Below are 24,613 nucleotides of genomic sequence, written 5' to 3' on the forward strand. Positions count from 1 at the left end.
TGATTCAAGGCGAGCGTGCTCACTGGACCCGTCCGCCGCTGGCGTTGAGTGCACTCAGTGCCTTGACGTTCGCCAGGTCGGTCAGCTTGACGCCACCGTAGTTGCGCACGGCGAGGCTGACCTGGCCACTGGCGGTGTTCCAGCTGAAACGTTGCTGGATACCATCCAGATCGCTGACGCGGGCGCTGTCATTCATGCGCAACAGGCCCCAGCGACCGGGGTAATCGAACACAGTGATGCGTTCGCCGCTCAGCGTGATCACGTCCATGCGCGCACCCGGTGCGGTGGTGGTGCCCGGCCAGGAGAAGCGGCTCCAGCTGGTCTTACCGTTGCGATAGTGCTGCACCTGCCCGTCCAGGGTGAAGATGATGTCGGTGAACCAGGCCGCTGGCTCCAGCATGATCTCAAAACCGTTTTCCCGGTCCGACAGGCTGGCAATGACCTGGCCCAGTGAGCTGGCCTTGTCGATGCTGTTGACCATGTTCGGATTGACCAACGGCGTTGCTTTGCTGGCGCTGCTCATGCCGAGGCCTTCGCCCCCGGACAGATTGCCGATTTCGTTGCGCTTGAAGTTCGGCAGCAAGCCGGATTCCGGGTCGACGAAACGCTGCAGGTCCTTGACCGAGGCTTCATTGCGACTTCCTGCCGCGATCGGGTAACGGTGCGCCATGACTTGTTCCCAAGGCTTGGCGATCTGTTGTGCCCAGGCCTTGGCGATCTGCTCGCCGGCCGGATCGCGCAGGGTTTCCCAGGCGAACTGAATCGGCAAACTGAACAGGCCTTGTAGCGAAGTCGACAGGCCGCCCTGACTGGTGTCGACGGTGGTCTCCACGTAGTTGCGCACGCTGGTGACTTCGCTCGGCTGACCTTCCAGCGTTTCGCTGATCAGTTGCTTGCTGCTTTTGCCGACGTCTTGGGAGCGCTGGATGTTGTTCATCCGCACTTTGAGTTTGCGCAACGCCGCCAGGTAGCGATCCATGATCGTGCTGTCGGCGCCCTCGGCGTTTTGCACGGCGAAGACCCGCGACACCGGCTCGAAGCGCTTGGCCAGGCTGCCGTCGTCTACCGCAGGCAACGGCGAAATCAGTGCATTGGGCGAGGTGTCCTGCCCATCGAAAATCCCCGTGACTTTGCCCCAGAAACCGTCATCGTGCTTGATCCCCGGTTGCTGCGTTTCACGCAGTGCAGGCACATCCCATTGGGTGTTGTCGTTGACCGCTGCCAGCAGGTTTTTCACCGGCGAGTTCTGCACGTCGCTTAGCAGCGACAGTTGTTGGGTCGCGTTGGCCATGTCAGTGAAATGGCGAACACCGACGCTGTCGATCAGGGTGTACCAGGCTTGGGTGTAGTCGCGTTTGTAACGCGTCATGAACTCACGGATGAAGTTGGCTTTCTGCACAAGGCTGTCGCCGCCTTCGCCATCGAGCACCCAGTCCGATTCGTTTTGCAGGTTGCCCGACAGCAGTTTGATCAGCTCAGGCTTCACAAACTGCTCCCAACCTTGACGGGTGAAAATCGCCGGCACCGCTTCGCTGCCGTACAACAGCTTTCGCCCTGGCAGCGGCACCAGATCGCTCAGGCCTACGGCCGGGAACTGGCGGCTGGACTCCAGTTGCAGGCGCAGATATTCACGGTCCACCAGCGAGCTGGAAATCATGAACGACTTCAAGCTATTGCGGGTTTCGCTGATCAATTGCTCGTTACGTGGCAGGGACGGCGCCTGGCCATTTTTCAGCAGTTGCACGTAGACCGGCGAGTTGTCCTGAATAACTGCTGTGCTGACCGGGTTGTCGGTATTGGCGGTGTTGGCCCAGGCAACCGGCAACGCCGCGCCGACGAACTCTGGCTCAGGATGGGTTTCAGGTTGCGTCAGCATCAAGTAGAGCTTCAGCGCGTTATAGGACTCGATGATGGAGGCGACCTGGCGCTCATCCAGTCGACCGAGCATTTCCTCGGACAACGAGAGCCCACCGGTGGTCGCCGACAGTTCTGCGGCGTCGCTCGCCGTGGCCGGATTACGCAGTGCGGTCAACGCATCCCCGCGCACCTTGTTCGCGGAACCCTTGGCCGCAGCGCTCAAACGACTGGTGACATCCCCGGCGCTGCGCGGAACGCTGCTCAAGCGGGTTGGCAGTTTCAGTCCTTGCGCGCGCGCCTTGGCTGACGGACTGCCGGCCTTGGCGGGCGCCGCCGCGAAGCTGTTCTGCGGGTCCATGGTTTTTGCGAACTCATTGAAGGCGCGCATCTGCAATTGAAGTTGCAGGGTGATCGGTTCGAGCGCCTGAGTACGCAACTGCTGCAAATAAGCAGTCTGTGCGACGCGGTAGATGTCGTCACCCCGATAGAGGCCAGCGCTGAGTTGCAGCGGTACACCTTTGGCACGGTACTTCTCGATGGCGGCGAGTTGATCGCGGAGCAGTTCCAGGCCTTGGCCCGAGGCCAGCAACTCGGCGCGCTCCGGTGATTGCTGCAGCTCGTTGAGTTGCTCGCGCAATGCGGCCAGCCACTGACGGTTGTTCTGGAAGGACAGGGTTTGCCAGCCAATGAACACCAGTGCGGCGAGCACGGCCACGCCCAACAAGGCCGGGCTGAAGGATTTATTGTGTCCGGAACGCGACTGGTAAAGCGTCAGGTCGCGGTCCGGGAAAATCACACGGCGGAACGTATCGGTAATGAAATAGCTGCGGTCACTGATTTTTTTGCCGCTGCTTGGCGTGTGCTTTTCGTGCTCGACTTCCGGCAGCAGCGAAAACGACTCGGCGAGATCATCTTCATACACTTGGCTCAGTTGCTGATCGGTCTGCAGGGCACTGGTGAAATACAGGCCACGCAGCAACAGTTGCGTACCCGAATGACCGGTCTGGGCGAAGTGCTGGAGAAACTGTTCGAGCACCACCGACAGTTCGGAAAAATAGTTCGGGAAGTTCAGCAGCGCGCTGTTGGCATCGGCGCCCAACGCAATCATCTGCGCGTCGACGTGACGGCGAATATGACTGTGCAGGTTGGCCAGCTTGGCATCCAGCACCGGGCGCAAACCCTGGTTGCGGATTTCCGACAAACCGAAGGTCATGCCCAGCGGTTGCTGACGTTCGTTCAGGTCCAGGCCTTCAAAAGCCTGGCTGAAACCCGGCAGTTGATCGGTCTTGCTCAACATCAGGTAGATCGGCGGGTTGGCGTCCAGGCAGTCGGTGTATTCCTCGATGCGTGACACCAGTTGCGCGGCGAGCTCGTTGCGCTCGGTGGCGCTGGCGGCCAGCAGTTCAGGCAGGCTCACCACCAGCACCAGGCCGTTGACGGCGGCTTTGTTGCGTTGTTTTTTCAGCATCCGCAGGAACGCGGCGAATTCGCTGGCCGACTGGTCGTCCCGCAGGTAGCGACCGGCCGTGTCGATCATCACCGCCTCAGGGCTGAAGTACCAGTCGCAATGTTGCGTACCGCTTTGTGTGTCATTGGCGCTGTTGGCGATGCTCGCGGACAGGCCGGAACGTGTCAGCAAAGAGGTTTTACCGGCACCGGACATGCCGATGACCAGGTACCACGGCAAGTCATACAGCGCCGACGAGCCGCCGCCACCGGCCGAGCGGTCGGTGCGCAGCATCGCGATGGCGTGCTTGAGCCGTTCGCGCAGCACTTGCTGGTCGCGGAATTCACCGGTGGATTTAAGCGATCGATCGACCTCGATCTGCACCAGGTTCTCAAGGTTGTGCTCAGCGCGGATCCGCTTGTACTGACGCAGCACAATGATCAGCAAATAGAAGGCGCTGATGATCGCCATCGCCTCCAGCGTGTAACCACGCAACCAGCTCACGTGCGGTGCCGCGAACCAGCCAACCGCCAGGCTCGCCAGCCACAGCACGGGGATGACAAACCAAAAGCTTTTCAACAAACGCAATAATGTCTTCATGTCTTCCTGACTCGATTACCTGAGGTGTGCTCAGGCACTGAACAGCTGGCTGATTTGTTCGGACAATGCGGCTACGTCCTTGGCCAACAGCCAGTCCAGCGTCAGGTAAACACCCACGCAGACCAGCGCAATGAGCGCCAGATAGAGCCAAACGGGAACTTCATGGCGCAGCATCTGCGAGACCTGGTCGGGCAATGCCCAATCCGGCGAGAGCGCCTTGGGCGTCTTGCGGTATCGCGCGATGTCCTGGCCCAGGGTGTTGGCCAGATAACGCAATTGGTCTTTTTGGCCGAGGCTGAATTTGCCTTCGAAACCCAGCGCCAGACACAGGTGATAGACCTCAAGCACATCCAGGTTTTGCTTGACGTCACTGCGCAACGAATCGATTTTCTCGAAAAAGCCTTCGCCCGCCAGGTGCACGCCGAAGTAGCGGAACTGCAACGGCTGCAGTTCGAAGTGACGACGCAGGTCGTTTTCCCCGGAGCGCAACACGCTTTCGTCGAGGAATGCACACAGGGCGTATTGCGTGTCCTTCACCTGTTCAACGCTGTAGTTGGCGTTACGGGCTTCGCGTTCCAGTGTCGAGAAGAAGGCATCGATGCTCGCCTCAAAAGCGATGACCGAGGTCACTTGACGGCCTTTTCGCACGATCAGCGCCATGCTGATGAAGTCTTGCACCAGGTCTTTCAACACCGGTTTTTCAGTTGCGGCCGCCACGGCGCCTTGCATTACGGCTTCGTTCATTTGAGTACCGCCATCAGTTCAAGCTTGAGATTGGTAAAGGCACTGGGTGCGTAAAAAGAGATGGCCTGGGCACTCATCATGCGTTCATACACCCGGCCATGGGGCTCGATGGAGAAGTAGTGATTGTCCAGTCTCACTGGAATCGCGTTGGGTAAGCGGGTCGAGTGATTGAGCGTGACGCCGGGCATGGCGCTGTTGACCACGACTTCAATGTCTTCCGGCGAGCCGACCTTGAACGCGCGCGGCACCAGTTCCAGCAGGCTGGAACCGGGCATGTCGGCGTGCACCGAAATATAGAAATCCGCCTCGGCCAGGCGTGGATCGAGCAGCTGTCCCTGCCAGTACGAAGGCTTGGTCTGGGTCAGGTTGATCATCACGCACTGGTTAGGCACGACGTTGTCGAGCAGTACACGAATCATTTCATCGAGCTTGACCAGCGAGGCCGCCGGGTCGTGATGGTCATACTCGGGGATGTCGTTGAGTTGCGTGTCCAGCGAAAACGTCAGCAAGCCGCCCGCGAGTTCCGCCAGAAACAGATACAAGCGCTCGGGGTGCAGGCGCGGGTGGGCGAGCAAGTGCGCCAGGCCCGGGTGCGCACGGTTCACCGTGTTCAACAGCCAGAACAAGGTCACGTCGCTGGAGCCGAACTCGGCAATCTGGTCCGCGCGTTCGCGACGACGACCCGACAGCGCCTTGCTTTTGGATTGCAGCGCGCCGAGCAATCGTTTGCCCAGACCGGTCAGGGTTTCGTGAGTGCCGACATGCAAGGTCGGGTGCACGAAGTGTGCATCGAGGTTGAAGCCGCCGATGTTGTTGCGCGACAGCCGGGCGATCGGGCAGTGGCTGTAGCCATCCAGGTTATCGCCGTCGATCAGCATCACCACGTTCAGGCGCAGGCTGGTGATTTCGTTCTCGAGGTCGCCTTCGTTGAGGTCCGGCAAGGTGTCGAACTGCTTGCGAAACCGCCGTGCGCTTTTTTGTTCCTGGCCGTCTTCGACGTAATTCATGCCGAACGGCTCAGGCAGTTTCAGCGCGGCGTAGACCTTCAGGTCGTTGCCCTTGAGCAAGTCCTTCAAGTCACGCGCTGCCGGCAGCGGGTCATGCTGCGGCGCGTCGTACAGGCTGCCGTCGGGAAACACCAGTTTCAACCGTTTCAGCTGCAAAGAGCCGGTTGCGAGCGCCTCTTCATCGACCTGCAGCATTTGCACACCCCAATGGAAAGGCGTGTTGCGCAGTGTCGACTCTGCCAACTGATGCTGGTGGAACTCATCCTGATATTGGAAGTGTTGTGGCAAAAGGAACATGCCTTCCGACCACATCACCCGGCTTTGCTTACTCATGAACGCCTTCCAATAGAGAGGTTAATTTTGACTCGGTGGCTTTTTGCGCGGAGCTGGTCGCCGTGTCTTCAGCCTGTTGCACGGCCGCGTCCTGCACACGCTGGGTGAGGGTTGGCTTCGCTGACGGGTCGGGCAGGGCAGAGGCTTGGGCGAGCTGCTCCTGAGTCTTGGGTTTGTTCAAGACATCGACACCGTTCACGGCGGAAACGGTGTTGTTGTTCACCAACACCCGCAGGCCATCGGCGGAAAACCAGATGCCATCCTTGCGCAGCGAGTTGGCGTCAAACGCAACCTTCCAGCGGCTGTTTTCATCCGAGCGGAAAAACGCGGCAACGCCGACGTAGCCTGCGGCCTTGTTCAACGGCCACTTGTCGACCTGGCCCATGCCCGGCAGCAAGGTGATTTCACGGTTTTCGAGCAGCGTATTGCCGAGGGCTTTTTGCGGGTCGTCCCACAGCGTGTCAGCGTCGATCGACGAAAAGCGCTCCAGCGATGTCAGCTGATACACGCGAATCACTACGGACAGCGGTTTGCCGGACTCGTCGGGATTGAGCTGATTACCGCCATCCGACGTCAGGATGACCTTCTCGTTATCGTCGAACAGCATGTCGCCGGCCCATGTATCGTCGACCCGCTTGCTGACACGGTCGGTGACGCCACAGGCCGTCAACGCCATCATCAATGCCACTGCGGTCAGGCATTTTGCCAATGCCGGCTGCGCAGGGCGCTTCCTTGAATGTCTGTTATCCATGATGGCTACCTTTAAATACTCATTCAGCACAGGCTGTAGGCGAAATCGCCGTCGCTGCCCAACGCGATGTTCAAACTCTGGATCGGCTTGTCCTGCGCCATCCGCTCCAGGACCCGTTGCGCCAGTTCCGGCATCAGGGTTTTCGACAGGATGTTGTCGATGTTGCGGGCGCCGCTGTCGACTTCGGTGCAGCGCGAGGCAATGGCTTTGACCAGTGCTTCGTCGTAGTTCAGGACGGCTTGATGGTTGCGCTCGAAACGCTTGCGGATGCGTTCGAGTTTGAGCGCGACAATGCGCTCCAGAATGGCGTCCTTGACCGGGTAGTACGGGACGATGGTCAGGCGGCCGAGGAACGCCGGTTTGAACACCTGGTTCAACTCCTCGCGCAGGCCTTCGACGATGTCTTCCGGCGTCGGTTGCTGCTCGGCATTCAGGCACCACTGCATGATGCGATCGGTGCCGGTGTTGGAGGTGAGGATGATCACGGTGTTGCGGAAGTTGATCTCCCGGCCTTCACCGTCATCCAGCACACCTTTATCGAACACCTGGAAAAACAGTTCGAGCACGTCCGGATGGGCTTTTTCCACTTCATCCAGCAGCACCACGCTGTAAGGCTTGCGCCGCACGGCTTCGGTCAGCACGCCGCCTTCGCCATAACCGACGTAACCCGGTGGCGAACCCTTAAGGCTCGATACCGTGTGGGCTTCCTGGTACTCGGACATGTTGATGGTGATCAGGTTACGTTCGCCACCGTACAGGGTGTCGGCCAGGGCCAGCGCGGTTTCGGTCTTGCCGACACCGCTCGGGCCGAGCAGCAGGAACACCCCGATCGGCTTGTTCGGGTCTTCCATGCGTGCGCGGGATACCTTGATGCGCTTGCCGATTTCCTGCAGGGCGTGATCTTGTCCCAGTACCCGTTCGCCCAGCAGCGCGGGCAGGCGCTGGACGGTGTCGATTTCATCACGGAGCATTTTGCCCAACGGGATGCCGGTCCAACCGGAGATCACTTCGCCTATGGTCCCGCCGTCGACCAACGCATGCACCAGCGGTTGTTCACCCTGGACGCTGGTCAGCTCGGCGCGTACCGCTGCAATCTCGCGGGCATCGGGTGTCTGGTTGTCCGGATGGCTGAGCGCGCCGAGTTTTTCCACCAGTTCCAGTTCGCGTTGCCACTGTTGCTCCAATGCATCGCGGGTTTGCTGTTGCGCCAGTAACTCGGTGTCGAGAATTGCCAGGCGCCGGGCATGGTCGCTGCCTTTGGCGGCTTCTTGCTGCAGCACCGAGATTTCAGCCTGAAGGTTGTCGATGGTTCTTTTGCAGTCTTCCAGCGGCCCCGGCTGCGACGATTGGCCGAGGGCGACCCGCGCGCAGGCGGTGTCCAATACGCTGACGGCCTTGTCCGGCAACTGGCGCCCGGTGATGTAGCGATTGGACAAACGCACGGCTTGCACCAGCGCTTCGTCCATCACCGTAACCTTGTGGTGATCCTGCATTTTGGCCAGCAGGCCGCGAAGCATGTGGATCGCCTTGTCTTCGTCCGGCTCCTCGACCTTCACCACCTGGAAGCGACGTGCCAGGGCGGCATCTTTCTCGAAGTACTTCTTGTACTCGGCCCACGTGGTCGCCGCGATGGTGCGCAATTCGCCTCGGGCCAAGGCTGGCTTGAGCAGGTTGGCTGCGTCGTTTTGCCCGGCCTGGCCACCGGAGCCGATCAGGGTGTGGGCTTCGTCGATGAACAGGATGATCGGGTGCAGGCTACGCTTGGTTTCTTCGATGACCGACTTGAGGCGGCTTTCGAACTCGCCTTTCACCCCGGCACCGGCCTGGAGCAAGCCCAGGTCCAGGGTGTGGATGGCCACGTCTTTAAGCACCGACGGCACATCTCCGTGGATGATGCGCAGCGCCAGGCCTTCAACCACGGCGGTTTTACCGACGCCGGCTTCACCGGTCAGGATCGGGTTGTTCTGGCGCCGACGGGTGAGGATGTCGACCATTTGCCGAACCTCGAACTCACGTCCCAGCACTGGATCAATCCGGCCTTCGCGCGCACTTTGCGTCAGGTTGATGGTGTATTGATCGAGAGCCGGGGTCTTGCCGTTGCCTTTAACCGTACTGCGCGCAGCGACGTCCGCACCCGCCAACGGCTTGGCTTGCTGCGATTCGGCGCTGCCTTCGACCAGCGCGCCGAGGTTGACCCGCAGGTCGTCGGCATTGATTTTTTCCAGCTCGGGGGCGGACGCGATCACTACCCGGCGCAGCTCGTTGTCATCCAGCAATGCTTGCAACAGATAACCGGTGCGAATCTGCCCTTGCCCGAACTCGATAGAGGCCAGCACCCAGGCTTGCTCGATCATTCGCGTAATGTGCGGCGACAGTGCAGGCGTGCGAGTGTTGCCTTTTTTGAAGGTCCCCAGCGCGGTCACCAACTGAGCCTGCAGGCGATCCGGCACCACATCGTAGTGACGCAGAATGGCCGGCAGGTCGTTGTCGTTGCTGTCGAGCAACTGCAATAACAGGTGCTCGATCTCGACGTCGTAATGCTGTTCCGACAAGCACAAGGCCGCGGCACTTTCGGTGGCGGTGCGGCTGGTGTCGTTCAGTTTGGCAAACAGGGACTTCAGGTTCACAGGGAGACCCCATCAAAAGGAATGTGGAAGAGGGCACAACGGGAAGGTTCCACGTCGACACCAGGACGTTTGAGCCAGCCTTGCCAGCCCAGTGCAACGTTGCCCTGGCGACCGAGGCGGGCCACGGGGACTGCTTCGGGTTTGAGCCGGGGCGACAACTGGAAGTCCAGTTCGGCGCCGACGTAGAACCGCACCAGCTCCACCAGTTTCTGGTAGTCGACGGTGCCTGGCTGGAAGCGCTGATAGTCGACCAGGTCCAGCGGACCCAGCTCGATGCGCACGCACGATTGGTAATCCCAGACCCGGTTACCGGCGACTGCGCTTTGCCCGAGCGCGGCGTTTTTGCGGCCCAATTGCGTGCATTGGCTGGCGTCGAGTTTCAGCCAGCGTCCGGCAAATGGCTTGACCTTGAATGGCAGCGAAAAATAGAAGGACAGCATCACTTCAAGGTTCAGCGAGTTGCGCGGCTTCTGGGCAAACAGGCCGGAGAAATAGCTGAACAATTCGCGCCGCAGCGGTGAGCCTTGCTTGTCGAATTTCTGCTTCTGCGCCTCAGGCCCGAAGCCCACCAGGTTGAGCAGGTAGCGATCGAAATCCGAGGTGCCGTTGCGTTCGTATTCGATGTAGAACTTGTATTTCTGCCAGGCCTCGTAGAACAGCGTGGTCATTCGATGCGAGAACATATCGAGGAAGGCGTGGGCCGCATCATCGCGGTGCTGGATATGCCGCTCGATCAACAACTCGGTGTAGGGACGCGGCAACACGCCGGACGGCCCGACCAGTCCCATGAACGTGACTTGCACTTCAGACAGGGGCAAACCTGCCGCGGACACCTTGCCTTCACGCTCAAACTGCAAGTCGCTGACTTCACTCGCAGGGAAGTTCAAAGACAGCTGCGAGCGAAAACGCAAAGGGTCTTCGTGCGGTCGAGTGTCCAGGTCCATGCGCCCGGTTCTGCTGTAATGCAGACGGAGCAAACGCACCAATTGGAAAAACTCGAATCGGTGCGGCTCAGCCCGTGCCTGATCGATCAGACCAGGGGTTGATCGCCGGTTCGCGGTGGCCATTGGACGACTCTCTTTTCGCGCTGCAAGGTGCGAAGGGTTAATTGGGTAAAACTGTTCATGGTGCAGTACTGGCCAAAGAAGTGGTCGAGCACCATGCCGAACAAAAACACACCGCTGCCGGTGTATTGGCTTTCATCGAAATTGAGGGTGATACCGACGCCTCGGACAAAGTTCGGACGTGGATGGCCGATGCGTGCCACCACCGGCTCGCTGCTGACCGAGACAATGCCGTTGATCTGTTTGCGCAGCGCCGACACATTGCGGTAGTTGTAGAGCGACAGCAGCTCCAGCAGCACTTCGCGCCCCTGGGACACCAGCGACATGTGGTTGAGCGAGAGGTGCGAAATCAGCCGCCAGATCACCCCGTTACCCAGCGGCACGCGCGCGGTTGCGGTGGGTTTGCGCAAGCAGCGGATGTCCTGGATCACCGAGTTGCCGGGGATGTTGAAGTCTCCGCGCTCACCGCCGAACGGCAGCATCAACGGCAGGTCACGATTGCTGCAGGTCAGGCGCAAGCTCAAGGTGTCGTTGCTGGAGTTGATCAACTCCAGTTCGCGATCCACCACCCGGATAAACACATCCGACCCATCACGCTGGCGCGACTGCACCGGCCGACGTCGTGCGATCCAGAAGCTCTGGCCGGGACCTTGATCGCCACGCGGTTCGAAGAACGGATGACAGGTGCTGACCTGATCGACACCGCCGACTTTGCGCACCCGACGCACACGATCGATCGACACCACTTCCGCCGAGCCTTGCAGGCGCACATCCGGCGTTACGGCATACTCGTGCTGGGCGTGGGTCAACTTGATCGGCTCTGCCTGTTGGCGGAACAGATTGATGATCGGCGTGCAGTTGAGCTTGAAGTTATTGCGCCCGATGTTCTGCGTCAGGCGCGCCAGGCGATCGCTCAGGTCGTAGTCCGAAAAGTAGAAGTTGATCTCGATTTTCTCGAGGTTCTGGCCCGCTAACAGCCGCGCAAAACCCGACAGGTCGAAGAACATGAACTTGTCCGGGAAGGTGAAGTACTCGTGCAGCAAGCGATAACCCAGGAACGAGCGCTCCGAATAATCCACCAGGCCTTCATCGCGACCATAACCGACGGCTTTCAGCGCGTTCGCTGGCAGCGAGATCTCGCGGGTTCGCCCCTCATCCTCGAACGACAACGTAGCCTTGGCCAGGTTGTTGAACAGCAGCTCATAGAGCTGCAGCATCAGGGTGCTTTCGCCATCGAGGAAAAAACGCAAGCTGTCCAGTTCCATCTTGCCGAACAACACATCAGAGGTCGCCGTCAGGCCGATGCGCAGGCGTGCGACCAAGTCAGCGCGATGACCGTTGAACGCTGAGCGTTCCATTTCAATGAACGACGCTTGATGCACTGCCACCGGCCACAGTTCAACCGGGTAGCAAGTGCGGAATTTGCACACCACGCCATCAATCGGGTTGGCGCTGAGTTCGGTGTGGCGGGCGACGCGGAAGGCTTCGGTGACCTTTTCCTGCTTGCCCATGTTGAACTCGACGATCGACATCGATGGGGTAGGGCGCAGGTAATGCGGGTACAACACTTCGAGAAACGACTCGACGATTTCGGGCAGCTCATCGTCGAGTTTTTTGTGCACGCGGGCCGACAGGAACGAGAACGCTTCGATCAAGCGCTCGGTATGCGGGTCTTCGCAGTTATCGCCCTCGATGAGCAACCGCGAAGCAATCTTCGGGTACTGGCTCGCGAACTCCTGCCCTAAAAAGCGCAGGTGCGACAGTTCCTTTTCGTAATAGGGCAGCAGATCGTCGAGCATCAGTTGAGGTTCTGCACTTTGTATTCCTGGGTGTTGACCTGCAGCACCGCGTCGAAGGAAACCTGACGGGTGATGTCCTGCAGGCGCAGTACTGCGTCCACGCGGAAGGTCAGCATGCGTTGGCCGGTTTGTTGGGCGAGCAGTTGGACTTTTACGCTGCGAAACCGTCGATCGCCGACGGTGATCGCTTTCTCCAGTTGTCGTTGAATCAACAGGCGGTCTTGTGGATCAAGCACGCTGCGACTGGTGAAATCCGGCATGCCGTAGTCGAGGATGGTTCCGCCCAGATTGACGAAACCCTCCAGCTCGTTGGCGACCAGGGACTGGCGCGTGTTGACCAGCACCTCCAGGTCGCGAACGATGCTGGCCTTGTAATCGGCCAGCGAACACAAGCGTTGCGATGAAGCTTCCATGGATTGATGCGGATGATCGTCCAGCAATCGATCCAGCAACGATGGCAACAGCTTGTGTTGACTACTCATATAGCCTCCCTGGCAATGGTGTGGATCAGCCGCGAGTCGATTGCGGCAATTCGGCGACCAGGCGCAACGAAGCGGTCAGCTCGTCCAGTTGGTAATGTGGACGCAGGTACGTCACGGCCTTGTACACACCTGGTTTGCCGGGAACCTCGAACACTTCAGCCCGCGCTTCGCGCAACGGGAATTTGGCCTTGGCTTCCTGGCTGGCGGTGTCATCCAGCAGCACATAGCTCGACAGCCATTTGTTGAGGAACATCTCGACGTCCTTGCGGGACGCGAAGCTGCCGATCTTGTCGCGCATGATCGCCTTCATGTAGTGCGCGATGCGCGACGTGGCGAAGATGTATTGCAGCTGCGCGGAAAGCCGGGCGTTGGCGTTGGCGATGTCGGTGTTGTAGTGCTTCTGTTTCTGCGCCGACTGAGTACCGAAGAACGCGGCGTAGTCGGTGCCTTTGCAGTGCACCAGCGGAATGAAGCCAAGGTCCGACAGTTCTTTTTCACGACGGTCGGTGATGGCGATTTCGGTCGGGCACTTGAGGGCGATTTCGCCGTCATCGGTTTTGAACGTGTGCGTCGGCAGGCCTTCCACCAGACCGCCACCCTCGACACCGCGAATCGCCACGCACCAGCCGTAACGCGAGAACGCGTCGGTGACCCGAGTGCCCAGCGCGTAGGCGGCGTTCATCCACAGGTACTTGTTGTGGTCGCGGCCATCGACGCTTTCCACGAAGTTGAATTCTTCAACTGGCGTGGTATCCGGGCCATAAGGCAGGCGACCCAGCACGTGCGGCAACGTCAGACCGACATAACGCGAGTCTTCGGAGGCGCGGAACGACTTCCACTTGGCGTATTCGACGGTGTCGAAAATCTTCGCCAGGTCCCGTGGGCCGGACATGTCGGTAAACGAATCCCAGCCGAACAGCTCTGGCGAAGCCGCCGAGATAAACGGTGCATGGGCCGCGGCGGCGACATGGGAAATCTCTTCGAGCAGGTACATGTCTTCGGGGCTGCGATTGAACTCGTAATCACCCAGCAACATGCCGAACGGTGCACCACCGAAGGTGCCGTACTCTTCTTCGTAGATCTTTTTGAACAGCGCGCTCTGGTCGAATTCGGAGGCGGACTTGAGGTCGCGCACCAGGTCTTTCTTCGACGCATTGAGCAGGTGAATCTTCAGCGTGGTGCTGGTTTCGGTCTGGTCCACCTGATACTTCAGGCCACGCCACGACGCTTCCAGTTGCTGGAATTCGCGAGCATGCATGATTTCGTTCATCTGCTCGGAGAGCATCGCGTCGATTTCGGCGATGCGCGCATCGAGCACGGCAATCAGGTCCTTGCTCGGCGTCATTTCGCCTTCGAGCACCTGGCTGACCAGTTCGCCGATCAAATCACGTGTGCGGGTGCGCTCAGTCTCGGAGCGCGCCACACGGCTTTGCGAAATGATGCTGTCGAGCAGCGAGGATTGCGGGGCGAAGTTTTCCACTTCAACCAGATCGCCGTCCTGTTGAGTCACGGTTTGCTTATCGTTCATCTTCAGGCTCCTACTCTTTGCCATCGGTGGCTGGAACAGCGGCTTCACGGCCGAATTCCTTGCCCAGCGTTTTCAACTTTTCGGTGTTCTGCAACACGTCCATGAGCAGCTCTTCGAGCTTGTCGTTGCCGCCCATCTTGTTGCGCAGATCAGCCAGCTTGTTGCGCACTTCCAGCAGCTTGCGCAGCGGCTCGACCTGCTTCACCACGTTCTGCGGCTCGAAGTCTTCGAGGGCGTTGAAGTTGAGCTCGACGCCCAACTGCGTGCCGTTCCTGACCAGCGTGTTGTCGACCCGATAACTCAGGCGCGGCTTGATGCCCTTGAGCACGCCGTTGAAGTTGTCGCGGTCGATGAAAATGAACTTGCGCTCTTTGAGCTTCGGCAGCGGCTCCAGCGGGTTGCCGGAGAAATCGCCCAGCACACCGACGACAAAGGGCAGCTCTTTCTTTTCCTGAGCGTCACCGATATCCACGTCATAGGTGATATGGACCCGAGGCGCGCGAACGCGGTCGAGTTTGTGCTGGGTACTTTCCTTCTTCGCCATCGTGATCTCCTGTGCGAACCAATTCGCTGCAAGTCGTTTGCGTTCCGGCCAGCGGGTGGCCGGGCGCGTTACATTCCTTCGATCGTCAGCAGAAGGCGCTGACGGATTTCATCGTTCATTTCAATAATGTTTTCGTGCCCCACCAACTCTTCGAAGCTGGTATTGCCGGCGATCTGCGTGCTGCTGCGGATAACCGATTCGTCCGGCAATTGGGAGCGCACCGGTGAGCCGATGACGCAGAAGGGCAGGTCACCAAAGTCTTTGAGGCGCTCGAAACTGAGGGGGAAGCGCAGGCCGCCAAACAAACGGCCCAGGCCAGGTGACTGGCTCAGGCAGTAGAACAACACCAGGTAGTGCACGACGAAGCGGTACAACTCGGCGCTGCTGCGATTGGGGTCTTTGATGACGGTGCGAAAGCGCGCCAGGTCGAACGAGTTGAAGCCCACGACCCAGCGCACAGGGCTGGTGATGCGGATGGTCTGGCCGCTTTGCGAGAGCACCTTGTCGTACTCCAGCGGAAACAGTTCCGGCGTCGTGCCGATCAGGTTGAGAGGCACTTCCAGTTCATTGACCAACTGAAAGGGCGTCGCCGACCCGATGCGGTCGTAGAGTTCCTTGAACTCCTTGAAGTGGTGCTGGGTTTCGCGGCCGCTGCTGCGCTGCGCGCCTTGCAGGTATTCACCGAAAAACGTCTGCGGACGGATCAGCAATGCGAGGGTCGACAGATAATCCGAAGCCTGCGCCTTGAGCGCATCGGAAATGGCCCGGGTCTGGCTTCGCAATTTGATCAGTGCTTCAACGTCAAACGTCTGAGTCATCGGTGTATCTTCCTTGAACTCTTTACGACCGCTTCCCGATTCTTCAGGGAAAACGTGAAGAGCTACGAATTTCTCAATTGAGCACCTGTTCACAAAGTGCGATGGCCGACGTTTCTACATCGGAAATGCACATTGGCAGGAATTTGTAGGAACACGGTGCTGGCATATGGATGTCGAGTGGCCAGCAACGTCGTATATGGCAACATCTCGAATAGAAAAGTTCATACAGAAAAGGATTTTTTCTCGTTTTTGATACATGCCGCAATGATGTCCGCTTGCCATTAGTTGACGGATCTGTCTGACAGAAGACTCTGAAACCTAGCAAGTTCAATGGTTTGAGAAGGATTATGGATCCAATTTCCAAGTGAAATTAATTTGAAAAAAGGTGAACCGGTTCACCAAATTCAGGTTCGGTCAGTGACAGCTAAAACGTGAACGGAGAAAAAGGGAGGATTTATTGCGCCTGGAAGTGATGGCAATACAGAGTATTTGGAATAAGGAAAAGTTTATTTCGTTGCTCTGTTTGTCGGACGGCATTGCGGGGTTGCATAGGGTTGGCATCGCTGTATAGCGCGTTCAGTGCCATTACGTCCCAGGGAGCTTTAGCGACGGGCTGTGCAAATGCGCAAGGGACGCGCCCATGCCAGAACTGGCCTTGCGCTCGTTCTATGCGCCTGATGTGAAGCTCGAAAAGAAAAAACGCTGGGTCCAGTTCAGCTGATGCAGTTTTGTCGTGACGACAAGAAACTCAAGGAGAAGGAGTTGGCGGAACTGATTGGTACGTACCTGAACGCAGGAACGGCGCGGCATTTGTTGCAGCAGCGCTATGAGCAGGCGTAACGGAGGGGGCGCTGGCAGCCGCTGAGGTTGTCAGCCATTGAGTGAGCGGTGTCCTATTTTTCAAAAGCAGCAACGCTGACGGCGCCATTGTGCAAGTCGACCAAGTAGCTGAGGCCATTCCAGTTACCGGCAATCACCGCCGCATCTTTGTCGCAGTAGAGGTTCATGTAGGGCTTGTCGACTTCCGTGCCATGGGGGCTTTCTTCGATTTGCCAGAGCAGTTCACCGTGCATCGACAGTGCGAAGACGTTTCTATTGAAAATCACATCGGGCGCGGGCTCGACCAGAATCAACAGCCTGTTGTTGTGTTGAAAGGCCTCTTTGACGGGGTAAGGCAGGTAAATGGGTTGACCTGCTATCCATAGGGTTCCGTTTTCAACACGATGCCACGTTTCGGTCATTTCTTTAATTCCCATAAATCACTTCGTCCATGTCGTCATGGGGTGGGGCGCTTTCGAATAACTGTTGCGCCAGGTGTTGTATATGTTCTGACCAAGCAATCGTTTTGACCCATTCTTCGGGCATTCCCGTCACCCCGTACAGCGCCCCGGCTATCTGGCCGGCCGTAGCTGCCACGCTGTCGGCATCATCCGCCAGCTTGGCAGCCAGCAGGATCGCATCCTTGAAGTTGTCCGTGTTCCAGACTGCCCACAGAGCTGCTTCCAGCGTATCGATGACGTAACCAGAGGAACGTATTTGATCGCGGCTTTTTTGTTTGTATTCGCCAGCGTTGATGATCAAGGGGCGGGGATACAAAGCACGAACCATTGGCGACAAGGTTTCTTCTTTGTCCCCCCCCATTGAGGGCCAGGTGCAGTTGAGCGCCAAGCAGTTCGCAGCAATTTTCCGCCTCTACAGCCCGGTGAGTGCAACGGCTTTGCGCCGAGCTTTCTCGCCAAGTGCCGGACAAAGAGTGGCGGCGGAAGATGGCGGTGGGTGCCAGTCTGATGATTGTTCCATTGCCAGCTGTGGAAGGGTGATCGTTGCCGTACCAGTCAACACCATGGACCAGTAGTCCTTCCAGTGCGGTGCGAGTGGCATTGCCAATGTCAAAACATTTTCCGTTATGGCTGTTTTCGCCATTTTTATACCAGCGACAAAGCCGTTGTGTGTAATCGAGGAAATCGAAATTATTGTTTGCTACGTAAGTGTCTGCGAGGGCCAGCGCCATGCTCGTATCGTCAGTCCACTCTCCCGGTTTTAGCTTGAAGGGACCACCTCCGACCATGTCATTAACATGCTCTCGATCACGAGGCAGAAACTCCAGCGTTGTACCCACTGCGTCGCCGATCGCCAACCCAAGCAGGCAACCCTTTGCTCGGTCCAGCGCCTGTTCTTCAGTGAGGGTGCAAGGTCTGGAAGACAGCCAGCCAGGCTTCTCGTTTGCCAACTTGGGGGCGTCCGGCTGCAACATGAAATCCATGCGTTGACGCAGTTGAGGGGATGGAGGTGGAAGGAGATGGTCGTAACGCTCAGTGTATTTGGAGAGCACTTCGTTTGAGCTTCTTAAATCGATCATGGGCTCTCTTCCGTTTGGTGTGCTCTCGAAGATACTTTCATTCTGGGCAACTTGGGCGTGGTCATGAGGAATTTAGCTTCGATCAAACGTATCCCATAACACCTTTCGAATTGCGTCCAGCCGTGCGTTATCTACGACTCGTTGCTCAACGGTATCCCTATCAATATAGACGTCAGAGAATCCTGATTTGGTTCCTGCCATTGTTCTATACATGGATGTTGCTTCGCGCCACTCGTTACTGTCCGACAAAGGATCTTCAGAAAGAATTCGCATTATTGCATTTATACCAGCATCAAAATTTCTACAGCGTTCTTTGTGAAAAATTTCTTTGAGCTCAATCAGCAGTGTTATGCAATGTGAGTTTGTCATGGTTTTTCTTTTCGCCCAAAGAGTACTCGACTTCGCTTCATGTTTTACTGATTTTTTCTTTGATGAGTTTATAGGCGCCCCAATCTCGGCCACCTATTAATTCAATATAGAAGTTGGTGTAAGCGCTTTTGAGGTCGCTATAGTCCCTGAGATTGGTTTCATCGAACAGTCGGTGGCCAGGGATTTCTCTGGGTTCAATATTCTCCGATAAGGCGCCTCGTTCAGCTGCTGATAGTAGTGAATCTAGTTGACTGTATAGCATTGCCACTGTTTGATCTTTGTCTTTAAAGGATTCGAGCTTTTCACGTAATAGGCGTGCGGCTATTTTCAGTTCATTAATATTAGTTTTCATTTTATCTGCTTGCTGAACCAATCGCCCAACTGTGCCTTGAGCCAGCACAGGGTTGGCGATTCGCCTCCAGTCATTTCGGTAATACTATTTTTAGCCCATTTGCCGATTGCTCAGCTATGTAGTAGACATCCATCAGCGCCCTTGCCAGTTCGGCATCGGTGTCTTCGAACTCTTTTGCACCGATAAATCCCAGTGTCAGATCGTGCAGTCTGGACTTGTCCTGTTCGGTTCCATCAAATACCGACCTAACGTACATAAGCTGGTTTATCAGCGACGTATATACAGGAAGCTGTGGGCAGCCATCACGTCGATCGATGGTGATCGCAAGGGCTTTGTCGACGTATTCGAGTGGGGTCGAAGGTTTCATCATTCACCTGAACTGATTAGCTTAAAGCCTTCCTTTTACCCTGGCCCTTCAGGCCAGAAAGTTTGATTCCTTCCTCCGAGTGCCAGGCTGTGGCCATGTCTTCCTGAAATGTAGACAGGCAGGCGAGTAGCCCTTGGTAATTGGCAATGGCGGACAAGCCCAGGTCCATGAGAATCAGATTTCCGACTTGCAGCCGATACCGGCCCCGGGGACAACTCCGGGTTGTCTTAGATAGCCGAGCCTCTGTTAGTTCCAGGCTTCTCAATTAGCAACTCGTCCAGTTCTCTACGACGGCATTTCATAACGAATTCCACTGCGGCATCAATGTCTTTTTGAAAAAGTTCGAAGCTTGCGCGATCTATTTCGTAATATTCCTCATAGTCAACCATGCCGTTGCTAACTGGAAATGAAACGTAGAACCTCCCGGAGGTTTCCTCGATTCCTATCGAAAAAAGTTCCTCGCGATTTACATAAATGTCTTGAAATTTCATCGTGTTCTCTACTTTAAAGGAGTTGTCTTAAATAGCTCCGAGGAGATCTTCCCGGCGTCAATTACTGCTTCAAGGTTACCATCTGGCAATTTTCCGCCCGGAAGCCAAAACTGGTTGGCGCCCGCTTCATTGCCAGATGGGATGCGCAGCCCTAGTTTGTCAGGAGAAGGAATATCAATACGCACAAGTGTCTCTCTCTCCAAAAAGCCTTCTGGAAGACCGAGTGCCTTTTCCATGGCTCCTTTGTCGCCAGCGGCCTTAGCCAAAATTTCGTCTACTTCATGGTTGGCCATGATGAATGAAGTACCATCTTTTTGAGCTATTCCATATTTTTCAAAGTTAGATTTTGGCATCAGACGTGAAGCGCCTTTCTGAAATTGTGCAAGGTGCTGAGCGATATAATCGGGATTTAGATATGTCGTCGGATCCGGCCTCGAGCCTTTTGGTATTGCGAGAATATCACCCGCAGTGAAGCCAGGTTTGAACATAGGAGGATTAATGTCTACCGGCCGCCTGTCAGAACGTTCGCGCGCCGGAGGGGGCTCCTGTCTCGTCAACCGCACCGGCTCATTCACCCTTAACGCCGGCTCCGCCAGCAACTTCTGCTCATTCCTGGCGAGCCACCCAGCCAATTGCTTGTTCGATATCTCGGCCTGAAGCTTCGCGCTGCGCGTCGCGATGCTTTCCATGCTGCCCACGACACCGGCTTTCACCTGGCCGCGTGTCAGGTAGGTGACGATGGCAGTGAGCAGCAGCAATACCAATTGCTCTTTCCCGCGAGCCAGTTGTCGCGCCGCTCGTTCGATACGTTCCTGCACCAATGCGGCAGAACCACCAGTAGGGTCCAGGCCAGCAGGTTTGACGCCTTCTTCCGAATGCCAGGCTGTGGCGATGCCTTCTTGCAATGTTGATAGGCAGGCGGGTAGGCCTTGGTAAAAATATTCGGCGATGGCAGACAAACCCAGGCCCATAAGAATCAGGTTACCGACTTGTAAACCAATTCCCCCGCCCACTATGGCTCCAGGGCCAGCCCCGACGCCAAATGCGAAGGCACCCGCTGCGCCCCCGGCGATGGTGCCGACCGCAACGCTACCGCCCAGAATCATTGAGACTTCTTTGACCAGCTGCAGCAGCACAGGGAGGATCTGCTCGATTTCGATCGAGGCCCACTTGCGCTTGAGGTCCATCTGGATGATCGGGTAGGAGAGCGTCATGGCACGACCCACCGCATCGATCCGGTGCCCGCCCATGTAGCCATAGACTTGACTCGGACCGTTACTGACGCGCCGGGTAAAGCCGTTCCAGTTGTCGTGAGCGCTCTGCAAGCCCTCATTGACGCCCTGGTTCAGCTCGCTGAATTTCTGATCGAGATTTCGTTCGACGTCGGCCCAGCTGGGCACATTCGCTAAAAGATCCATTTACACATCACTGCCCTTGGGTGGAAGAAGCTTCCCTGTCGCTACGTTTTAAGTGTCGGATATTCGACTCTTATGCGTGAGCCGCAATACTGGCCATTAGCCGCAGTCTAGACCGCACTACGGGTAATAAAATTCAATGTGGATCCCATTTTTATTATTCACGTTACACCCGGCAATGATGTCAATGAGGCACTAGTCGCTTTTTAATAGCACCTAATTCTCGTTCCTCGTTGATATATCGGCGTTTCTACGGTGCTGAATGGGCTCATAAATATTTTTCAAACTTTCCTGATGGACGAGTTCGCGTCTGGAGATCGCTGTGCAAGGCCGGTTCCGGGTTGACACGGTGCAGGGCGAAGGTGTTTCCTTTGCTGCTTTCGAAGCGCCGTTATGCTGCTCAGACTGTGACCGTTCTCTCAATTTTGCGTGGTTAGTGGCACTTTCGCACTGCGCCACGGTCGCAGTACCAGACTTTGAATCCCGTTTTCAGAAATCTTCTACGGTCTCAAAAGTATGACGGGTAAAAGCTTGTAGGCAGTTTCATACAAAGTTTCGGGTATTTAGGTCTGCCATCTCACAAGGCGGCGGGTTGTTTCCCTGATCCATGATGTTGCAATCGGGTTTTGACCCTCTTGTCAGATTCGTTATGCGCAGTGGCTGGCGAGGACGGTAGCGTTCTCCACTGCTTTCAAGGAGATACACATGTTGATGGACCTTGCCGCGATGCTTTCGCCGCAGAATCGGCGCCTGTTCAAATTCACGAACCTTGCCAATCCCGACCAGCAATTATTGCTTGAGTCCTTCAAGGGAACTGAAGGTCTGTCACGTGCCTATAACTTCGAATTGCTGCTGGTGTGCCAGGATTCGGAGGTTGAGCTCAAGTCGATGATGGGCCAGCACGTGGTGCTGGAGATCGAGCTGGCCGAGGCGGGCCCACGGTATCTGTCGGGTTACCTGACACGCTTCGCCAGTATCGGCAGTGACGGCGGCATGGCCCGCTACACCGCGACGCTGAACCCCTGGTTCTCGATGCTGAAAAACCGTTTCGACACCCGCATCTTCCAGGGCTGCACCGTCGAAGACGTAGTGACTCAGGTGTTCGCCTTATGCACCGCGTTTTCCCGGCATGAATTCCGCCTGAGCAAGCCGCTCAAAAAGTACACCTACATCACCCAATACCGCGAAACCGATTTCAACTTCGTCCAGCGCCTGCTGGAAGAAGAGGGGATGTTCTACTACTTCGAGCACACTGCCGAAGGCCACGTCATGATCATCTGCGACGACTCCACCACGCTGGTGCCGTTGCCTGAGCAGCCACAGATTCGCTATCACACCGCTTCGGTCACCGAGACTGCCGACTCCATTACCCAATGGAGCGGCAATCGCCAATTGCAGTCCGGAAAGATCGCGGTCCAGACCTTCGATTACCGCCAGCCAACCAATCGCCTGCCGGTCACCATGAAGAGCCTGAACAAGCAGGGCGATGTCGAAGATTTCGAGATCTACGATTTCCCCGGCCAGTACACCCACGGCACGTACGACGAAGGTGAGGCGCTGGTCCGGTTGCGCGTTGAAGCGCTGGAGCTGAAAGGCAAAAGCTTTCAAGGCGCGAGTAACTGCCGCGCGATGAAACCCGGCTACACCTTCGAACTGCTGCAGCATTACGACCACGATCAAGGCTCGGCCGACGATCGCCAGTTTCTGCTGATGAGCGTCGAAAGCGAAGGCCACAACAACTACCTCAACGGGTACCCGGCGAGTTACTACAACACCTTCTCCTGCGTGCGCAAAAAGATCGTGTTCCGCCCCCAACTGACCACACCGCGCCCGACCATTTCCGGTCCGCAAACCGCCATCGTTGTCGGCCCGCCGGGCGAGGAAATCTTCACCGACGAACTCGGCCGCGTGAAAGTGCAATTCCACTGGGACCGCAAAGGCGAGCACAACGACAAGAGTTCGTGCTGGGTCCGCGTAGCCCAATCCGGAGCCAGCGGCGGCTTCGGCAGCATCCTCATTCCCCGGGTCGGCGATGAAGTCGTCGTGGTCTTTCTGGACGGCAACCCTGATCGTCCGTTGATCATGGGCAGCCTCTATAACAGCCAGAACACACCGCCGTGGTCACTGCCGGCGAACAAGACGCAGAGTGGGTTTTTGACGCGGTCGATGAAGGGCGATGGCGGTACGGCGAACTTTTTCCGCTTTGAAGACAAGGCGGGGGCCGAGCAGGTCATCGTGCATGCCGAGCGCAACATGGACACCGAGATCGAGGTCGACGAGATCCACAGCGTCGGCAGCAATCGCACGATCACGGTCGGCGGCACGCACACCGAAACGATCAAGAAAGACACGGTGATGAATGTTCAGGAAGGCTCGTTGACGATTCAGGTCGACAACCAGTTCATTCAGGTCAATGCCAAGCAGCACATCATTCTTCAGGTGGGGGACAGCAGCATCACCCTCACGCCGGATGGCATCGAGATCAAAGGCAAGACGATTGTCACGACCAGCACTGGCACCACCCAAATCACGGGCTCCGAGGTTCGGGTCAATGACTAGAGAATCGTGTCTATGACCAGAACCAGCATTTACGATCGCATTTCCGCCAAGCGTATTGCCCTGGAGGAAGCCGCGCGCCTTGAGCAGCAAAATGCGCCGGTCGTTGAGCGAGAGCCCGAGCCGGAACCCATGCCTGTCGTTGCCCTGAAAAGCACGCCCAGCAGCTTCAATTTCGGCGGTTTCAATCTGGAATTCCCAGCGGGTTTCAACTTCCGCGATATCCAGACGACCATCGAACACGAAGGCGAGCCGATCATCCTGACGATCAAGCGTCGTGATGTGGCGCAAGGTCAGAACCTGGAAAAGCTGTTCGACGCCTCCGTGCAGATGTTTCGCACGATTTATCCGGAGTTACGCGTCATCCGACAGCGCGAGTACAGCGTGGCGGGCAGTGCCGCGAAGTCTCTGGATTTCCATTTCAAGATCGGTCACGCCGAACGCCACGGACGCCTCGTAGGCGCCATTGTTCCTGTCGCCGGCAGTGACGAAGTGCAGTGGCTGAATATTTCTTGCGTGATTGATCCGACCAAGCCTGTCCTCAGTCTTTGGCTTGTTGATTTTGACAGCATGCTCGAAGGCCTCGCAGCGCGCTGAACGCATACTTTTTTCGATTTTCAGGAATTTACATCACATGGATTACGAGTTGCAGGAAGGCAGCATCGCGTTGCCGCAAGGTTTTCAGGACCGCACGGTGAATATGTTTGTACTGGGGGCGAGCGTTCCTGCGCCGTTGAGCATCACCATCTCCCGGGACATGCTGCTGCCCGCCGAGGTGCTCAAAGCCTACGTTGATCGTCAGGTGAAAATGCTTGCCTCCAAGCTGCGCGGCTACACCCTGCTAGGCAAAAAGGCGGTTGCGCTGTCGACCTCTGCGCCGATCGACGGCATCCAGATCGATGCGTATTACATGACCGATGGTCGACCGTTCTATCAGCGCCAAGCGGCATTTCTGATTGAGCCCGGCCGCGCAATTATTTTCTCCACCACAGCCCAGGCCGATTTCAGTAGCGAGCAAAACCAGAACTGGATGGACCTGCTGGCCAGCTTCCAGCCTCGCCTGCCCGGCGCAACCAAGACCGACTCCAGCGAACAGGAGTAAC

The 24,613-nt window shown here is 57.1% G+C and carries 20 protein-coding genes and 2 pseudogenes; 3 read left to right on the plus strand and 19 right to left on the minus strand.

Annotated features, from left to right (window positions below):
- Nucleotides 1-19 precede the first annotated feature (19 nt).
- The 19 genes and pseudogenes from ACY4LX_RS12870 to ACY4LX_RS12960 form a co-directional block, all read right to left on the minus strand.
- Nucleotides 20-3,904, minus strand: coding sequence for a type VI secretion protein IcmF/TssM N-terminal domain-containing protein (locus ACY4LX_RS12870; RefSeq protein ID WP_463260108.1), 3,885 nt, complete (start codon nt 3,902-3,904; stop codon nt 20-22).
- Nucleotides 3,905-3,934: 30 nt separating this feature from the next.
- Nucleotides 3,935-4,648: a type IVB secretion system protein IcmH/DotU gene (icmH, locus tag ACY4LX_RS12875; protein ID WP_149658799.1), complete on the minus strand. Its 714-nt coding sequence runs from the start codon at nt 4,646-4,648 to the stop codon at nt 3,935-3,937.
- Nucleotides 4,645-5,988, minus strand: coding sequence for a type VI secretion system baseplate subunit TssK (gene tssK, locus ACY4LX_RS12880; RefSeq protein WP_149658798.1), 1,344 nt, complete (start codon nt 5,986-5,988; stop codon nt 4,645-4,647). Before tssK ends, icmH begins: the two co-directional genes overlap by 4 nt.
- Nucleotides 5,981-6,739: a type VI secretion system lipoprotein TssJ gene (gene tssJ, locus ACY4LX_RS12885; RefSeq protein WP_463260109.1), complete on the minus strand. Its 759-nt coding sequence runs from the start codon at nt 6,737-6,739 to the stop codon at nt 5,981-5,983. Before tssJ ends, tssK begins: the two co-directional genes overlap by 8 nt.
- 23 nt (nt 6,740-6,762) lie before the next feature.
- Nucleotides 6,763-9,366, minus strand: a complete 2,604-nt coding sequence (gene tssH / locus ACY4LX_RS12890) for a type VI secretion system ATPase TssH (RefSeq protein ID WP_149658796.1) — start codon at nt 9,364-9,366, stop codon at nt 6,763-6,765.
- Nucleotides 9,363-10,433, minus strand: coding sequence for a type VI secretion system baseplate subunit TssG (gene tssG, locus ACY4LX_RS12895; RefSeq protein WP_149658795.1), 1,071 nt, complete (start codon nt 10,431-10,433; stop codon nt 9,363-9,365). The genes tssH and tssG overlap by 4 nt, the downstream gene beginning before the upstream one ends.
- Nucleotides 10,397-12,229: a type VI secretion system baseplate subunit TssF gene (gene tssF, locus ACY4LX_RS12900; protein WP_149658794.1), complete on the minus strand. Its 1,833-nt coding sequence runs from the start codon at nt 12,227-12,229 to the stop codon at nt 10,397-10,399. Before tssF ends, tssG begins: the two co-directional genes overlap by 37 nt.
- Nucleotides 12,229-12,711, minus strand: a complete 483-nt coding sequence (tssE, locus tag ACY4LX_RS12905) for a type VI secretion system baseplate subunit TssE (protein WP_149658793.1) — start codon at nt 12,709-12,711, stop codon at nt 12,229-12,231. Before tssE ends, tssF begins: the two co-directional genes overlap by 1 nt.
- Before the next feature lie 25 nt (nt 12,712-12,736).
- A complete protein-coding gene (tssC, locus tag ACY4LX_RS12910; RefSeq protein WP_059404744.1) occupies nt 12,737-14,239 on the minus strand; it encodes a type VI secretion system contractile sheath large subunit in 1,503 nt (500 codons plus the stop codon).
- Nucleotides 14,240-14,249: 10 nt separating this feature from the next.
- Entirely contained in the window at nt 14,250-14,783 is a 534-nt protein-coding gene (tssB, locus tag ACY4LX_RS12915; RefSeq protein ID WP_149658792.1) for a type VI secretion system contractile sheath small subunit, read from the minus strand.
- A gap of 68 nt (nt 14,784-14,851) precedes the next feature.
- Entirely contained in the window at nt 14,852-15,601 is a 750-nt protein-coding gene (locus ACY4LX_RS12920) for a hypothetical protein (RefSeq protein ID WP_463260110.1), read from the minus strand.
- Between the two features lie 893 nt (nt 15,602-16,494).
- A complete protein-coding gene (locus tag ACY4LX_RS12925; RefSeq protein ID WP_256672267.1) occupies nt 16,495-16,857 on the minus strand; it encodes a hypothetical protein in 363 nt (120 codons plus the stop codon).
- Nucleotides 16,847-17,960: pseudogene (tri1, locus tag ACY4LX_RS12930) on the minus strand (ADP-ribosylarginine hydrolase Tri1). The gene ACY4LX_RS12925 and the pseudogene tri1 overlap by 11 nt, the downstream one beginning before the upstream one ends.
- Nucleotides 17,961-18,032: 72 nt before the next feature.
- Nucleotides 18,033-18,329 (minus strand): hypothetical protein, encoded by a 297-nt coding sequence (locus tag ACY4LX_RS12935; protein ID WP_463260111.1) that lies wholly within the window; start codon nt 18,327-18,329, stop codon nt 18,033-18,035.
- Between the two features lie 37 nt (nt 18,330-18,366).
- The gene (locus tag ACY4LX_RS12940; RefSeq protein ID WP_463260112.1) at nt 18,367-18,681 is read right to left on the minus strand and encodes a hypothetical protein; all 315 of its coding nucleotides are present in this window, start codon (nt 18,679-18,681) and stop codon (nt 18,367-18,369) included.
- Between the two features lie 70 nt (nt 18,682-18,751).
- Nucleotides 18,752-19,048 carry an immunity protein Tsi6 family protein gene (locus tag ACY4LX_RS12945; protein ID WP_149658787.1) on the minus strand — a complete coding sequence of 99 codons (297 nt, stop codon included), beginning with the start codon at nt 19,046-19,048 and terminating at the stop codon, nt 18,752-18,754.
- A gap of 37 nt (nt 19,049-19,085) precedes the next feature.
- A pseudogene (locus ACY4LX_RS12950) lies at nt 19,086-19,270 on the minus strand (DUF6861 domain-containing protein); the annotation flags it as partial.
- A gap of 5 nt (nt 19,271-19,275) precedes the next feature.
- Nucleotides 19,276-19,539: a hypothetical protein gene (locus ACY4LX_RS12955; RefSeq protein WP_149658786.1), complete on the minus strand. Its 264-nt coding sequence runs from the start codon at nt 19,537-19,539 to the stop codon at nt 19,276-19,278.
- A gap of 8 nt (nt 19,540-19,547) precedes the next feature.
- Entirely contained in the window at nt 19,548-20,957 is a 1,410-nt protein-coding gene (locus ACY4LX_RS12960) for a DUF6861 domain-containing protein (protein ID WP_463260113.1), read from the minus strand.
- A 702-nt stretch (nt 20,958-21,659) separates the two neighbouring features.
- On the opposite strand from ACY4LX_RS12960, the gene ACY4LX_RS12965 reads away from it, so the two are divergent.
- From ACY4LX_RS12965 to ACY4LX_RS12975, 3 genes are read left to right on the plus strand one after another with little or no spacing between them, the layout of a single operon-like run.
- Complete coding sequence (locus ACY4LX_RS12965) at nt 21,660-23,513, plus strand: type VI secretion system Vgr family protein (protein WP_463260114.1); 1,854 nt, start codon at nt 21,660-21,662, stop codon at nt 23,511-23,513.
- 12 nt (nt 23,514-23,525) lie between these two features.
- The gene (locus tag ACY4LX_RS12970) at nt 23,526-24,107 is read left to right on the plus strand and encodes a hypothetical protein (protein ID WP_463260115.1); all 582 of its coding nucleotides are present in this window, start codon (nt 23,526-23,528) and stop codon (nt 24,105-24,107) included.
- A 37-nt stretch (nt 24,108-24,144) separates the two neighbouring features.
- Entirely contained in the window at nt 24,145-24,612 is a 468-nt protein-coding gene (locus tag ACY4LX_RS12975; RefSeq protein WP_463260116.1) for a DcrB-related protein, read from the plus strand.
- Nucleotide 24,613: the final 1 nt, after the last annotated feature.

It is taken from the genome of Pseudomonas sp. Emmai (assembly GCF_055179735.1).

Coding starts and splice junctions, on each gene's coding strand:
- ACY4LX_RS12870 (WP_463260108.1), bottom strand. CDS start 3,904: ATGAAGACATTATTGCGTTTGTTGAAAAGCTTTTGGTTTGTCATCCCC.
- icmH (WP_149658799.1), bottom strand. CDS start 4,648: ATGAACGAAGCCGTAATGCAAGGCGCCGTGGCGGCCGCAACTGAAAAA.
- tssK (WP_149658798.1), bottom strand. CDS start 5,988: ATGAGTAAGCAAAGCCGGGTGATGTGGTCGGAAGGCATGTTCCTTTTG.
- tssJ (WP_463260109.1), bottom strand. CDS start 6,739: ATGGATAACAGACATTCAAGGAAGCGCCCTGCGCAGCCGGCATTGGCA.
- tssG (WP_149658795.1), bottom strand. CDS start 10,433: ATGGCCACCGCGAACCGGCGATCAACCCCTGGTCTGATCGATCAGGCA.
- tssF (WP_149658794.1), bottom strand. CDS start 12,229: ATGCTCGACGATCTGCTGCCCTATTACGAAAAGGAACTGTCGCACCTG.
- tssE (WP_149658793.1), bottom strand. CDS start 12,711: ATGAGTAGTCAACACAAGCTGTTGCCATCGTTGCTGGATCGATTGCTG.
- tssC (WP_059404744.1), bottom strand. CDS start 14,239: ATGAACGATAAGCAAACCGTGACTCAACAGGACGGCGATCTGGTTGAA.
- tssB (WP_149658792.1), bottom strand. CDS start 14,783: ATGGCGAAGAAGGAAAGTACCCAGCACAAACTCGACCGCGTTCGCGCG.
- ACY4LX_RS12920 (WP_463260110.1), bottom strand. CDS start 15,601: ATGACTCAGACGTTTGACGTTGAAGCACTGATCAAATTGCGAAGCCAG.
- ACY4LX_RS12925 (WP_256672267.1), bottom strand. CDS start 16,857: ATGGGAATTAAAGAAATGACCGAAACGTGGCATCGTGTTGAAAACGGA.
- ACY4LX_RS12935 (WP_463260111.1), bottom strand. CDS start 18,329: ATGACAAACTCACATTGCATAACACTGCTGATTGAGCTCAAAGAAATT.
- ACY4LX_RS12940 (WP_463260112.1), bottom strand. CDS start 18,681: ATGAAAACTAATATTAATGAACTGAAAATAGCCGCACGCCTATTACGT.
- ACY4LX_RS12945 (WP_149658787.1), bottom strand. CDS start 19,048: ATGAAACCTTCGACCCCACTCGAATACGTCGACAAAGCCCTTGCGATC.
- ACY4LX_RS12955 (WP_149658786.1), bottom strand. CDS start 19,539: ATGAAATTTCAAGACATTTATGTAAATCGCGAGGAACTTTTTTCGATA.
- ACY4LX_RS12960 (WP_463260113.1), bottom strand. CDS start 20,957: ATGGATCTTTTAGCGAATGTGCCCAGCTGGGCCGACGTCGAACGAAAT.
- ACY4LX_RS12965 (WP_463260114.1), top strand. CDS start 21,660: ATGTTGATGGACCTTGCCGCGATGCTTTCGCCGCAGAATCGGCGCCTG.
- ACY4LX_RS12970 (WP_463260115.1), top strand. CDS start 23,526: ATGACCAGAACCAGCATTTACGATCGCATTTCCGCCAAGCGTATTGCC.
- ACY4LX_RS12975 (WP_463260116.1), top strand. CDS start 24,145: ATGGATTACGAGTTGCAGGAAGGCAGCATCGCGTTGCCGCAAGGTTTT.